11 protein-coding genes are annotated in these 14,649 nt (G+C 48.1%); 6 read left to right on the forward strand and 5 right to left on the reverse strand.

The features are described 5' to 3' along the window. Positions 1-52 precede the first annotated feature (52 nt). Positions 53-2,194, forward strand: coding sequence for a TonB-dependent siderophore receptor (locus C8D85_RS08295; RefSeq protein WP_133561537.1), 2,142 nt, complete (start codon positions 53-55; stop codon positions 2,192-2,194). A 22-nt stretch (positions 2,195-2,216) separates the two neighbouring features. After that, positions 2,217-2,942: a (2Fe-2S)-binding protein gene (locus C8D85_RS08300; RefSeq protein WP_133561539.1), complete on the forward strand. Its 726-nt coding sequence runs from the start codon at positions 2,217-2,219 to the stop codon at positions 2,940-2,942. Between the two features lie 78 nt (positions 2,943-3,020). Here C8D85_RS08300 and gyrB read toward each other — a convergent pair whose 3' ends face one another. From gyrB to dnaA, 4 genes are read right to left on the reverse strand one after another with little or no spacing between them, the layout of a single operon-like run. Then, the gene (gene gyrB / locus C8D85_RS08305) at positions 3,021-5,444 is read right to left on the reverse strand and encodes a DNA topoisomerase (ATP-hydrolyzing) subunit B (protein ID WP_133561541.1); all 2,424 of its coding nucleotides are present in this window, start codon (positions 5,442-5,444) and stop codon (positions 3,021-3,023) included. Further along, on the reverse strand, positions 5,445-6,539 hold the full coding sequence (recF, locus tag C8D85_RS08310) for a DNA replication/repair protein RecF (protein ID WP_133561543.1): 1,095 nt from the start codon (positions 6,537-6,539) through the stop codon (positions 5,445-5,447). It abuts the gene before it with no gap. A 55-nt stretch (positions 6,540-6,594) separates the two neighbouring features. Continuing rightward, entirely contained in the window at positions 6,595-7,692 is a 1,098-nt protein-coding gene (dnaN, locus tag C8D85_RS08315; RefSeq protein WP_133561545.1) for a DNA polymerase III subunit beta, read from the reverse strand. A 33-nt stretch (positions 7,693-7,725) separates the two neighbouring features. Then, complete coding sequence (dnaA, locus tag C8D85_RS08320; RefSeq protein WP_133561547.1) at positions 7,726-9,276, reverse strand: chromosomal replication initiator protein DnaA; 1,551 nt, start codon at positions 9,274-9,276, stop codon at positions 7,726-7,728. A gap of 529 nt (positions 9,277-9,805) precedes the next feature. Between dnaA and rpmH the strand changes: the two genes are divergently transcribed. The 4 genes from rpmH (at position 9,806) to mnmE (ending at position 13,574) form a co-directional block, all read left to right on the forward strand. Then, positions 9,806-9,940, forward strand: a complete 135-nt coding sequence (rpmH, locus tag C8D85_RS08325; protein ID WP_133561550.1) for a 50S ribosomal protein L34 — start codon at positions 9,806-9,808, stop codon at positions 9,938-9,940. A gap of 18 nt (positions 9,941-9,958) precedes the next feature. After that, entirely contained in the window at positions 9,959-10,342 is a 384-nt protein-coding gene (gene rnpA, locus C8D85_RS08330; protein WP_323133257.1) for a ribonuclease P protein component, read from the forward strand. 95 nt (positions 10,343-10,437) lie between these two features. Beyond that, the gene (yidC, locus tag C8D85_RS08335) at positions 10,438-12,093 is read left to right on the forward strand and encodes a membrane protein insertase YidC (protein ID WP_133561552.1); all 1,656 of its coding nucleotides are present in this window, start codon (positions 10,438-10,440) and stop codon (positions 12,091-12,093) included. Positions 12,094-12,194: 101 nt separating this feature from the next. Then, positions 12,195-13,574, forward strand: coding sequence for a tRNA uridine-5-carboxymethylaminomethyl(34) synthesis GTPase MnmE (mnmE, locus tag C8D85_RS08340; protein WP_133561554.1), 1,380 nt, complete (start codon positions 12,195-12,197; stop codon positions 13,572-13,574). Between the two features lie 80 nt (positions 13,575-13,654). On the opposite strand, the gene acuI is transcribed toward mnmE, so the two are convergent. Further along, a complete protein-coding gene (acuI, locus tag C8D85_RS08345) occupies positions 13,655-14,632 on the reverse strand; it encodes an acrylyl-CoA reductase (NADPH) (RefSeq protein ID WP_133561556.1) in 978 nt (325 codons plus the stop codon). Positions 14,633-14,649 lie beyond the last annotated feature (17 nt).

A 14,649-nucleotide genomic window follows, 5' to 3' on the forward strand; every position in this document is an offset into this window, starting at 1 on the left:
CCATAAAATGAGACTCATTCTCAAAAATATTCTTTCTGGAGAACTTTGTTTCATGAGTGCTCATCGCTTTACCAAAGGACAGGGCATCCTTAAGCCCAGTGCAATTGCTCTCGCTGTGACCAGCGCATCATTCGCCTTAGCGGACGAACCTAATGACCTGTCATCTACGACATTGGATACGCTCACCGTGAGCAGCGAAACCTATCGAAATACGGCCACTAAAAACCAGCTAAATAACCAAGTAACGCCGCAAAGCATCAGTGTCATTAGCGGTGAAGCCTTGGATCAGCAGGGCGCTGACTCTCTTTCTGAAGCGGTTCGTTACACATCGGGGATAAATACGGAGCTACGTGGTGGTGCCGTCACCCGTTTGGATCTGTTTAATATTCGTGGTTTCATCAACTATCAGAACTACTTCGATGGCCTGCAATTGCTGTACAACGATTGGAACTTACAGCCACAGATAGACGGCGCAGCCATTGAGCAAGTCGAAGTGTTCAAAGGCCCAACTTCAGCACTGTACGGCTACATGCCACCAGGTGGCATGGTGAATATCATCAGTAAAGCGCCACAAGACGACCCAGAGCACAGTGTCGAACTCACAGTAGGTTCCGATAACAAGCGTGAAGCTGAGTTTGACAGTACTGGTGCCATTAATGAGCAACTGAATTATCGAGTGGTCGGAGCTATACGCCAACAAGACGCCCAAGCGGTGACTGCAGAAGAAGAGCGCATCATGATTGCCCCGTCATTGGATTGGCAAGCCAGTGACGATACCCTTGTAAACGTTAATTTCTATTATCAACAAGACCCTAAAATGGGCATCTATACCTCTTTACCAGCCAAAGGAACGGTTCTAAGTAACATTAACGGCCCTCTGAGCAGTGATGCTTACTCTGGTGATGCGAATTGGAACACTTACGATAAAGAAGTCGCGTTGCTTGGCTTTAAGGTCGACCATAAGATCAATGATCAATGGCACTTCCTGCAAAATACCCGAATTATGGACGCCACGGCTTACCAGGAAAATACCTACTCAACTGGGCTTGCTGCCGATGAGCGCACACTCTCTCGTCGCGCGTATTTAACCGATGAACACAGCAAAGGCATCACCTTAGACAACCAGTTTGCAGCCGAACTGCAACAGGGTGAAGCAACACACCACCTGTTACTGGGCTTAGATTACAGCAAGCTTAAGTCTGATATTCGCTACGAAGACGCAGCAACCAGTAGCATTGATTTATATAACCCTGATCATTATCAGATCAGTCGTGCTTCATTAGACTTTGCCGCATCAGGTTATTCTAGCGATTTCACCATTGAAAAAGAGCAAGTGGGCGTTTACCTACAGGATCAAATCGAGTGGGGCAATTGGGTCTTCCTAGGCGGTCTTCGTCATGACCGTTTTGAATCGAGCGAGCAAGGCATCAAATACGGAGCGAACCAAGATACGCAGTTAAGCCAGCGCTTTACCAGTGGCCGTGCGGGCGTGTTGCATCAGTTTGATAACGGTGTTGCACCCTATGTGAATTACGCTCAAAGCTATGAGCCTGTGTCAGGCTCTGACCGCCAGGGCAATACCTTTGATCCTTCTGAAGGGGAGCAAATCGAGGTGGGCATGAAGTTTAGCGGCCGCGATACTGTCGCAACCCTTGCTGGCTATCAAATTGTAAAAACCAAGGTCAAAACACGAGATCCTGACGGCACCGCTTATGACTTGATTCAAGTGGGTGAAGTACGCTCTCGCGGCATCGAAGCGGACGTCACACATTATCTGAACGACGAATGGGATATGCGCCTTGCTTTGACCATTCAAGATTCAGAAGTCACCAAAGACAATAGCGGCTTGCAGGGCAAAACGCCAATTTGGGTCCCAGACCGTCAAGCAAGCGTATGGCTAAACTATCAACCCATTGACGGCGCTCTAGCAGGCTTCGATGTTGGCTTGGGAGCACGCTATGTTGGCCAGATGCAGATCGACGCACAAAACTCAGGAGAAGTACCTTCTGTGACGCTATTCGATGCTTCGTTAGGCTATGACTTGGCCAGCCTGTCGCCAAGCCTTGATGGCGCCAGTGTGCGTTTCAGCGTGAGCAACCTGACTGATGAAACCTATTACAGCTGCTACGACAGCGATAACTGCTGGTTCGGTGCAGAACGAAGCCTTGAGCTTAGCGCCCGCTACCAATTTTAAACAGAGGTATCTTTGAAATAGAATGCAAGCACTCACTAACTTAACAAACTCTATTATTCCTGGTTTCTCTCACTTAGAGAGGGTAGAAGAGAGTACTTGTATCCAAGCTGAACAGCCCGATCAAGGCATCGCTCAACTGGCTAATGCCATAGCGAAAGGCGCACCTGAAGCTGGTGCGCCTTTTTGGCGTCTACGGGTTTGGGGCATGCTCATCTGGCAACCCGTCTACCTTGCGATCCTAAGCGCCTATCGCTTACAGACCAGCATTGACAACTTTGAACAGCTGACGTTAAAACAAACCGCTCATTACACCCTTGGCTATCAACTCCCAGAAAACAGTCGAACCATTCACCACGACAGCATCGATGAGGCAATTGATCAGCTAGCGCCAGCTTTAACGACACTCTGCCAAGGTTATGCAGAAGCATTATGCGAGCAAATGCCGGTCCGTCAGCCCCTCCTAATGGCCATTCTAGCTGACACGCTATTTACCACCTTAGAGCACTTGATCAACCAAAATATCCTCGTGATTTCTGATCATAATAAAGCCCAATGGCTTTTCCAGCAGGGTCAAAAATGGTGTCAGTTAATGAACTTAACAGTGCCCAAAACCGCGCAGCGATTGCTCGTTCAAGAGACAAGCTTTCAGCGTAAAACCTGCTGTTTAATCTATCGCTGCCATGGTGCGAAAGAGTGCGCTAATTGCCCACGTTTAGTGGCGAAGCAAAAAGATCCGATCGCTCTTTAGACAACACGTCTTCAGGAAATAAAAAAGCCAGTGTCGAGACACTGGCTTTTGAGAGTTTTGGCTAAATAAGCTTGAAGCTTATACGTCCAAGTTGGCTACCGATAGCGCGTTGTCTTGGATGAAGTTACGACGAGGTTCGACTTCGTCACCCATCAATGTGGTGAACATCTGATCCGCAGCCACCGCATCATCGATGGTTACACGCAACATACGACGCGCATCTGGGTCCATTGTGGTTTCCCAAAGTTGCTCAGGGTTCATCTCACCTAGACCTTTGTATCGCTGGATCGTTAGGCCGCGAGATGCTTCCTTCATCAACCAAGCTTTCATGCCTTCGATGGTTGTCACAGGTTCACGACGCTCACCACGCTGGATGAAAGAACCTTCTTCAAACAATTCATCGATGGTTTGTGCCATCGCCACGATGCGTTTGTAATCCGCTGATGTGAAGAACGCCGCTTCAAAACGGTAACGAGTGCTCACACCGTGAGACATAATGTCTACAACCGGTAGGAACTGGTTACGCTCTGCGTCTTTCTCAACGCCAAAGTCAAAACGGAAGCCAGTACGAACGTCGACAGGCATTTGTGCACTTAGGTTTTCAACCCAAGTATTCACAGTCGCTTCGTCAGAAAGCTGCTCAACCGTTAGTTCTTTGCAGTACAGAAGCTTATTCATAACATCTTTCGGGTACACGCGAGACATACGATCGATGTCTTCTTCGATACGGATGTAATCACGGATCAGCTTCGATAGGCCTTCGCCTTGGATACCTGGTACTTCTTCGTTTACGAAGAATTGCGCGCCATCTAGAGCGACTTCGATTAAGTGCTGATCCAGTGCGGCTTCGTCTTTAATGTACTGCTCTTGCTTGCCGCGTTTGATCTTAAACAGCGGTGGCTGAGCGATAAAGATATGGCCACGCTCGATGATTTCTGGCATTTGACGGAAGAAGAACGTTAGCAACAGAGTACGAATGTGCGAACCGTCCACGTCGGCATCGGTCATGATAACGATGCTGTGGTAACGAAGTTTGTCCGCGTTGAACTCGTCACGACCGATACCACAGCCAAGCGCTGTGATTAGGGTGCCAACTTCTGCAGAAGACAGCATTTTGTCGAAACGTGCTTTTTCAACGTTTAGGATCTTACCTTTAAGCGGTAGGATCGCTTGCGTGCGGCGGTCACGACCTTGCTTCGCAGAACCACCCGCAGAGTCACCCTCCACTAGGTAGATTTCAGAAAGCGCTGGGTCTTTCTCCTGACAGTCAGCCAATTTACCTGGCAGACCGGCGATGTCTAGAGCACCTTTACGACGCGTCATATCACGAGCGCGGCGCGCCGCTTCACGGGCACGAGCCGCATCAAGCATCTTGTTGACGATGGTTTTCGCTTCGTTTGGTTTTTCCAATAGGAATTCCGCGAAACGCTTACTCATCTCTTGCTCAACCGCAGTTTTTACTTCCGAAGACACCAGTTTGTCTTTGGTCTGAGAAGAGAACTTTGGATCAGGTACTTTTACCGAAACAATCGCGGTTAGACCTTCACGGCAGTCATCACCCGTAGTGGCTACTTTTTGCTTCTTCGCTAGGCCTTCGGCCTCGATGAAGTTGTTAAGCGTACGCGTTAACGCACCACGGAAACCTGCTAAGTGGGTACCACCATCGCGCTGTGGGATGTTGTTGGTGTAACAGTAGATATTTTCTTGGAAGCCTTCGTTCCACTGCAGTGCCACTTCTACCGCGATGCCATCTTCTAGATCTTCGCGCTGACAGATAAAGTGGAAAATATCGTTGATGGGCTGCTTGTTAGTGTTCAAGTGCTCAACGAATGACTTCAAACCACCTTCGTAGTTAAAGAATTCTTCTTTACCTGTACGCTCGTCTTTTAGGTGAATCGCCACACCAGAGTTCAGGAATGACAGCTCACGTAGACGCTTCGCTAGGATATCGTAGACAAATAGGATGTTTGAGAAAGTCTCCGCCGACGGTTTGAAGTGTACCGTAGTACCTTTGCCGTCTGACTCACCGATCACTGCCAGTGGCGCTTGTGGCACACCGTGCGCGTAGTGTTGTTCGTAAACTTTGCCGTTTTTACGGATCGTTAGCGTAACGGTTTCAGATAGGGCGTTTACCACTGAAACACCTACTCCGTGCAGACCACCAGAGACTTTGTAAGAGTTATCGTCGAACTTACCGCCAGCGTGCAATACCGTCATAATAACTTCGGCCGCAGACACGCCTTCTTCTGGGTGCATTTCAACCGGAATACCACGACCATTGTCCGACACGGAAATGGATTCGTCAGGGTGAATGATGACTTTGATGGTGTCACAGTGACCGGCCAATGCTTCATCAATGGAGTTGTCCACCACCTCGAATACCATGTGGTGTAGACCGGTACCATCGTCCGTATCACCAATGTACATACCAGGGCGCTTACGAACAGCGTCTAGCCCCTTGAGCACCTTGATACTGGACGAATCGTAACTATTTTCACTCATTTAACTCTCCTGTGCGTTTAGGGACAATTCGCCTTGTTTCATGGAAAAGTGACGAACATCTATCTGATCAGACCAAGTAAAGTCCATACTATCTGGCCCAACGCTAGTAATAAAAATTTGGCTGTCCAATGATTCCAACAGCTGACACAACTTGCGGCGATGATTGGCGTCCAGTTCGGCGGGTAAGTCGTCCACCAAGAACACCAATTGTCGACCACGTTCAATCAGTAATTGCCCTTGAGCTATTTTCAGAGCCGACACGACAAGCTTCTGCTGCCCGCGGGACAAGGTATCCAGAGCATCCCCAGTTGGGGTTTTCACGCGCAAATCGGCCCGCTGTGGGCCGGTATTTGTGTAACCTACATCAATGTCACGCTGATAACTGTGCTCAATGGCTTCGCTTAACGTTCTCTGAGCATCCCAACCTTGGAAAAAACCAAGTTGTACCTCAAGGCCCGGCGCCAACTGCTGTAACACGGATTCAAAGTGCGGCGTTAAGGCTGCCACATAGGCTTTTCGAGACAGATTTACCTGCTCACCTAAGCGGATCAACTCTTGATCAAACGCCGCCAGTAAATTGGGCGATATTTTACCACGTCTGAGCAAGCTATTCCGCTGTTTTAATGCTTTTTGCCAACCTCGCCACGCACTAATAAATTGCTCGTCATAGTGGAATACGCCCCAGTCGACAAATTGGCGACGAATCTTCGGCGAACCTTCCAATAATCGAAACGCATCGGGGTTAATCAGCTGTACTGGCAGGCATTCGGCAAGCTCGACCGCAGACTGGGCGGCACGACCTTGTATACGCACTTCAACCGCGCCATCGCGGGTACGTTTGATACCTATCGGGAGTTGCTGAGTGCCTTGATCCACTTGCGAGAACACCACACATTCCGGCTGTTCATATTGGATATAGGTTTTGTGTTTGTGACTGCGGAATGAGCGACCAAACGAGAGCAAATAGATGGCTTCCAACACCGAGGTTTTGCCGCTGCCATTTTCGCCAACGATGATGTTGACCTGAGGCGAGGGTTCAAAACGGACATGGGTGAGGTTGCGCAGACGGGAAATGTCGAGGCGAGCCAGTGGCATATATGAGGCTTATTTAGAGGCTAAAGAGGGCGCTGATGCACCCTCTTAGACACTATTACAGACGCATAGGCATCACAACGTACTGAGACGCGTGACCTTGGCCTTCTTCGATCAAGGCACTGCTATTGGCATCGTTCAAAGAGATACGAACTTCTTGCGAATCGATCACACCTAGTACATCCAGTAAGTAGCCTACGTTGAAGCCCACTTCTAGATTGTCGCCTTGGTACTGCACCAATACAGATTCTTCTGCTTCTTCTTGCTCAGGGTTGTTAGCAAACACTTGCAACATACCGTTCGACAAGATTAGGCGCACACCGCGGTATTTCTCGTTCGATAGAATCGATGCACGTAGGAAAACTTGGCGCAGTTCCAAACGATCCGCTGCAACAACTTTTTCGTTATTACGCGGGATAACGCGGTGATAATCAGGGAACTTGCCGTCAACTAGCTTAGAAGTGAAGGTGTAGTCTGCTACTTTTGCACGGATGTGGTTCGAACCAATGGTTAACTCGACTTCATCTTCAGAGTCATTTAATAGACGGTTCAGTTCCAGTACACCTTTACGCGGTACGATGACTTGCGTTAGATCGCCTTTGACGTGGGCGTCTTCGATAGCCGTCGCCAGACGGTGACCATCGGTTGCTACCACACGCAATTGGCCATCCGCTACTTCGAATAGCATGCCATTTAAGTAGTAACGTACGTCTTGGTTCGCCATAGCAAAACCGGTACGGTCGATCAGTTTACGCACACTGCCTTGGGCAATGTTCACCACTAAATCACCTTGCATGTCTTGAATGTTCGGGAACTCTTCAGCAGGCAATGTCGATAAGGTGAAGCGTGAACGACCCGAGCGAATCACGGCTTTTTGATCGTCTAATGAGAACTCGATCACTGCGCTATCCGGTAAGCTTTTGCAAATGTCCATTAGCTTACGGGCAGGCACGGTAATACGGCCTTCTTGGCATTCATCAAGTGGCGCACGACCCACCAATTCCACTTCTAGGTCAGAACCTGTCAAAGTTAGAGTTTGGTCTTTTACTTCTACCAAAACATTGGCCAACACTGGCATCGTTTGTTTACGCTCAACGACACCGGCAACCAGTTGCAGTGGCTTTAGTAACGTTTCGCGGACGACTGAAAATTTCATTCTTTTCCTCGTTAATTCAATGTCTTAGACCAATTAGGTGGTCAATATGCGCATCAGTTGTTTGTAGTCTTCTCGGATATCCGAATCGGTATCCTGCAACTCTTTGATTTTACGAATCGCGTGCAACGCCGTGGTATGGTCTCGACCACCAAAGGCATCACCAATCTCCGGCAAGCTATGGTTGGTCAGCTCTTTCGCCAGCGACATGGCCACTTGACGTGGACGTGCGACCGAGCGACTGCGGCGCTTCGATAGTAAATCACTGATTTTAATCTTGTAATATTCAGCAACAATTCGCTGGATATTATCAATGTTCACCAACTTGTCCTGCAAGGCCAATAAGTCTTTTAATGACTCTCTAACAAAATCAGGTGTAATAGAACGACCTGTAAAGTGAGAGTTGGCAATGACTCGTTTTAATGCACCTTCTAACTCACGAACATTGGAGCGAATCTTTTGTGCGATAAAGAATGCCGAATCATAAGACAATTTCACACCGCTTTCTTCAGCTTTACGCATCAGGATTGCGACACGTGTTTCCAATTCGGGTGGTTCAATGGCGACGGTTAAGCCCCAACCAAATCGCGACTTAAGGCGATCTTCGAGTCCTTGGATCTCTTTTGGATAACGGTCACAGGTCAAAATCATCTGCTGACCACCTTCTAACAAGGCGTTAAAGGTGTGGAAAAACTCTTCTTGAGTTCGATCTTTACCAGCAAAGAATTGAATATCATCAATCAGCAAGGCATCCACAGAACGATAGTAACGTTTAAAGTCGTTAATTGCGTTAAGTTGCAACGCCTTGACCATGTCCGCCACAAAACGCTCGGAGTGCAAGTACACCACTTTAGCATTCGGGTTATGGCGCATCAGTTCCGTACCGACCGCTTGCATTAAGTGGGTTTTACCAAGGCCAACCCCACCATAGATAAACAGCGGGTTGTAAGCACCACCTGGGTTTTCCGCTACCTGTTGCGCAGCCGCATGGGCCAACTGGTTCGATTTACCTTCGACAAAGTTTTCGAAGGTAAAGGAATTATTCAGATTAGCACCATGGTTGATACCACCTTCTACTTCGACCTTACGGTTTGGCGGTGTAAGCGGTAACTGACCTTGTTCATAAGGCTCTGGTTCAGGGCGTACATAGTGATCCCCTAAACTTAATGGTGCTTCGAATTCTATTTCAGGTCCGTCTCTATCATCGTCCATTAAGCTAAAACCTGGGCTATAGCCTGACTCGAACTGAGGTTCAGCAGCTGGCGCCACACGGGGCGTCGACTCAGGTGCTTTTTGAACTGGCGGTGGTGGAGGCGGAGGAGTGGGCTTAGAGAAGCCCGCTTGGCGCACAGCAAGCACTAAATTTGGAGCAGGCTCATCTCCTGCAAATTCAGACAACAGCTCTTTAATACGTACTTGGTATTTATTGGTGACCCAATCAAGTACGAAACGATTGGGAGCATAGAGGCACAGATCGCCATTGGACTCGACCTCCGCTTGCAGCGGACGAATCCATGTATTGAATTGCGATGAGGAAAACTCTTCCTGCAAGGTAACAAGACAGCGTTCCCAATACTGCAAAGACACGATAAACGCTCTCCCTGATTGAGTTTCTAATTCGGTAAATTTTAAGCAAGAGGAGGATTCTAACGTGAGGGTTAGCAGTTATCCACAAAAATATGGGTTATCCACGTTATTTTGTTTGATAAGAAAATTTGTTAATAACAATCAAAGTTACCCACAGCAGTGAATGAACACCCCCGATTGTGTATAATCAAATAGGTTATCAACATATTAACAAGCAGGTTAGAAATATTTTATTCACACCTAAATCAGACTTCAAGGTTATGTTAATAAAAGTATTTTTTGGCTTTACGTAACCATCTGTTAATAACTATTGAGGATGATCTTTTTTGTTATTCACATTGGTTGTAGAAGTCTGTGAATAATTTATGGAGGGATTTGTTGGTTAAATTTTTCACAGAAAAGCGTTTCAGGCAGATTGAATTGTTGCAACAAACCCTCTAAAATCCGCGCCCTGATTTTGTAATCAAAACCAAGAGGCTTGGCGGACGCTAACCCTCACACTCAGACACTGATTCAGTGAGATATAGAAATGAAAAGAACTTTCCAACCTAGCGTACTTAAACGTAAACGCGTTCACGGTTTCCGTGCTCGCATGGCAACTAAAAACGGTCGTAAAGTATTGGCGGCTCGCCGTGCTCGCGGTCGTAAGGTTCTAAGCGCGTAATCTTTGATGTCACGCTTTATGTTTCCCCGGCAGGTCAGACTCCTGAATGCCGGGGACTACCAATCCGTCTTTAACGACACCTCTACTAAAGTCTTCGCAGGCGAATTTCTTCTATTAGCACGCAAACATGCCGACAGTGGTCGTCTTGGGCTAATTGTCTCAAAGAAAACCGACAAACGAGCCGTAGGTCGTAATCGCATTAAACGCGTTGTTCGTGACTCGTTCCGTCATCACCAAGAGCTATTAAATGGTCTCGATATCGTCTTCCTTGCCCGCCAAGGTATTCGCGATGTGGAAAACCCTGAGCTGCACAAACGCTTAGAAAAAGCTTGGAAACAACTCGCGAAGAAGGCCCAAAAGCCAAATTTTGAACAAAAACAACGCAAGTCAAAGCAGAAATAGGCTGAAAAATCAGCTAAAGGCTGGTTTAATACGGCGTGATTTTTAAAAGGGTGTTTTCACCTCCATTGTCCAACCAAACAAACTAGTTGAATACCATGGATTTCAGACGTTACTTTTTATGGGGAGCGCTGTTTGTCAGTGGCTACCTGCTGTTCCTGCAGTGGAACCAAGACTACGGCACAGCTGCAACAGCTCAAACTGCCAGCACAACCAGCGAAAGCTCAGTTGTTACCAGTGCAGATTCCGATCTTCCAAGCGCTAGCACTACGACTCTAGCGGCGAGCGACGCCGATATTCCAGATCAAGCAACAACCGTTGCCAAAGGTCAGCTGATCCACGTTAAAACGGATACGCTTGATGTTGCCATCAACCCTGTTGGCGGTGATTTAGTGGAAGCCTCTTTGCTGCAATATTACAAAACGCTAGAAGGCAAAGAGCCTTTTGTGATTTTGGATAATGGCGGCGAGCGTATCTACGTGACGCAAAGTGGTTTGATTGGTCGTGATGGCCCAGATGCCAGCGGCGAGCGTCCAGTTTACAGTACAGAGCAGACGTCATACACCATGACTGAAGGTCAAGACACTCTAGATGTAAACTTATACTTCACCGATGCTAAGGGCGTGAGTTACACGAAAACGTTCCAGTTCACTAAAGGTGAATACAGCATTCGTCAGTTGATCACCGTAAACAACGCGAGCAACGACACTTGGCGTGGTAACTTGTTTGCACAGATCAAACGTGACAGTTCAGAAGACCCAAGCACAGCGACTAACATGGGCTTACAGCCTTACCTAGGCGGTGCGGTGTCTGATGAAAACAACAAATACCGTAAAGTGTCGTTTGACGACATGGAAGAAGAGCCGGTTAAAGAAACCACGACCAAAGGTTGGGTAGCGTTGCTACAACACTACTTCGTTTCCGCTTGGATCCCTGAACAAGGCCAAAAAGTAACGCTGCAAGCACGCACGAACAATGGCTTTAACCTCATTGGCTTCACAGGCCAAGCGGTTGAAATCCCAGCAGGCCAACAAGGCACTTTGAGCTCTACGTTCTACGTAGGTCCAAAACTGCAAGACAAACTTGAAGCAACCGCTGAAAACCTAGACCTAACCGTAGACTATGGTTGGTTGTGGTGGTTGGCGAAACCACTGTTCTGGTTGCTAACAGCGATTCAATCGTTTGTCGTGAACTGGGGTGTTGCCATTATCTTGATCGTAGTCTGTGTGAAGGCACTGTTCTTCAAACTGTCTGCAGCCAGCTACCGCTCAATGGCGAAAATGCGTAAGTTCGCACCAGAACTAGCACGCCTACGTGAACAGCACGGCGATGACCGTCAAGCCATGTCACAAGCGATGATGAGCCTTTACAAGAAAGAGAAGATCAACCCACTAGGTGGCTGTCTTCCAATCTTGGTACAAATGCCTGTATTCCTATCTCTGTACTGGGTATTGATGGAATCCGTTGAACTGCGTCATGCGCCATTTATGCTATGGATCAACGACCTTTCAGCGATGGACCCTTACTTCGTACTACCGATCCTAATGGGTCTAAGTATGCTAGGTCAGCAAGCGTTGAACCCAACTCCGCCAGACCCAATGCAAGCCCGCATTATGAAGATTATGCCGATCGCATTTACCTTCTTCTTCTTGTGGTTCCCTGCAGGTCTAGTACTTTACTGGGTAGTGAACAACACATTGTCGATCATCCAGCAGTACGTCATTACGAAGAACATAGAGAAAGGCGAAGGTTAATACAGCCTGTTCTCTGGTTCGAAAAAGGCTTCCTACGGGAGGCCTTTTTGCTATGAACGTCTTACACTTAGCTTAATTCTTAATTGATTGCACAGGTCACCATGTCAGATTTTCAACAGCTCATTGACCAAGATACCATCGTTGCTCAAGCCACAGCGCCCGGTCGTGGCGGCGTTGGCATCGTGCGTCTTTCCGGCGCAAAAAGTCTTGAGATAGCCAAGACTATTATCGGTTTTGAACCCACACCGCGTCATGCTCACTATGTCCCTTTTAAGGATACCGAAGGAGAGCAACTGGACATGGGGATCGCGTTGTACTTCCCAGGTCCTAACTCCTTCACAGGTGAGGATGTATTCGAACTACAAGGCCACGGTGGCCCAGTGATCATCGATATGCTGCTAAGCCGCTGTATGGCGCTCGGCGCACGTCTAGCACGTCCTGGTGAGTTCTCTGAGCGCGCCTTCTTAAACGATAAGATGGACCTTACTCAAGCTGAAGCCATTGCCGATTTGATCGACTCATCGTCAGAGCAGGCCGCCAAATGCGCTCTGCGTTCCTTGCAAGGCGCGTTTTCAAAGCGCATCGATGAACTGGTGGAAGCCTTGATTCATCTGCGTATTTATGTGGAAGCCGCCATCGATTTTCCGGAAGAGGAAATCGACTTTATCGGTGATGGTAAAGTGGCCGCAGACCTTGAAGACATTCGCAACAAACTGCACGGCGTGATGAAAGAAGCCAACCAAGGGGCTTTATTACGTGAAGGTATGAGTGTAGTTATCGCTGGGCGTCCAAATGCAGGTAAGTCCAGTCTTTTGAACGCCTTATCAGGTAAAGAATCCGCCATTGTAACCTCCATTGAAGGCACCACGCGAGATGTCTTGCGTGAGCACATTCATATCGATGGCATGCCACTGCATATCATCGATACCGCAGGATTACGTGATAGCCCAGACGAAGTAGAGCGCATTGGTATCCAGCGTGCTTGGGAAGAAATTCATAAGGCGGATCGCATTCTATTGATGGTTGATAGCCAATCTGTCGACTCCAATGACCCGAATGAAATCTGGCCTGAGTTTATGGGACAGCTGAAGTCACGTGATCACTTAACCTTGGTGCGTAACAAAGTCGATCTAACGCAAGAAAACACAGGCTATGAAGACATCAACGGCCTACCAGTTATTTCGCTTTCCGCCAAAACCAACGATGGTGTTGAAGCATTAAAAACCCACCTAAAAAGCATCATGGGGTTTGACAGCACCACAGAAGGGGGCTTTATCGCCCGTCGTCGTCATATCGAAGCGCTGCAAAAAGCCAACCGCTTCTTGGACGCAGGCTTTGAGCAACTTCATGGTTATGGCGCAGGGGAGCTATTGGCCGAAGATTTGAAAGAAGCCCAAGAAGCCTTGAGTGAAATCACAGGCGCGTTTACCAGTGATGATTTGCTTGGACGCATCTTTGGATCATTCTGTATCGGTAAATAATCGATAATCAGCAAAAAATACCTGCAAAACGCCCGCAAAATGCGGGCGTTTTTGTAGCAAATGAATGACTTAAAAAGCGATTAAACCTTTACAATCACTCGACCACGTACAGAACCATCCAGTAGCTTTTCTGCATAGTCTAGGCTGTCTGCAAGACTAATTGTCGCGCCAATTTGATCTAAGTCTTCCGCCGACAACAGTTCTGCTAAGCGTTGCCACGCCGTTTCTCGGTCTGCAAGGGGGCGCATGACACTGTCAATGCCGTACAAGGTAATACCGCGAAGAATGAAGGGCATCACGGTAGCAGGGAAGTCCATGCCTTGGGCGAGACCACAGCTCGTCACAGCACCACCGTAACGAGTGCTAGCGCAAGCATTCACCAAGGTATGACTGCCAACACAGTCCACCACGCCAGCCCAACGCTCTTTCTGTAATGGACGACCAGACTCACAGAGTTCAGATCGATCAATGATATCACTCGCGCCAAGACGTTTTAGATAATCAGACTCTTCTGGACGCCCCGTGCTCGCCACCACATCAAAGCCTAACTTACTTAGGATACGCACTGCATAGCTACCGACTCCGCCATTCGCTCCCGTCACTAAAATAGGGCCGTGAGCAGGGGTTAAGCCATGCTTTTCCAGCGCTAAAACACTTAACATAGCCGTGTAACCCGCGGTACCAATGGCCATCGCTTGTTCCGGTGTAAATGCGGTCGGTAAAGCAATCAACCAATCGCTTTTTAAGCTGGCGCGCTCCGCCAAACCACCCCAATGGGTTTCACCTACGCCAAAGCCATTCAGCAAGACTTGATCACCCGCTTGGAAGCGATCACTGTCCGAGGACAGCACTTCTCCAACCAAATCGATACCTGGCACCATTGGAAATTGGCGAACCACTGGCGATTTACCAGTGATAGCAAGTGCGTCTTTGTAGTTCAAAGTGCTGGCGGTGACTGCAATTTGTACATCACCTTCCGGTAATTCCTGTTCTGACACCTTGCTCAAAGTGGCTTGATATCCCTGTTCGCTTTTATTAATCAGTATTGCGTTAAACATTGACCTCTCCTAATTAG

Source organism: Marinomonas communis (genome assembly GCF_004363305.1).
GTDB classification, from domain to species: Bacteria; Pseudomonadota; Gammaproteobacteria; order Pseudomonadales; family Marinomonadaceae; genus Marinomonas; species Marinomonas communis.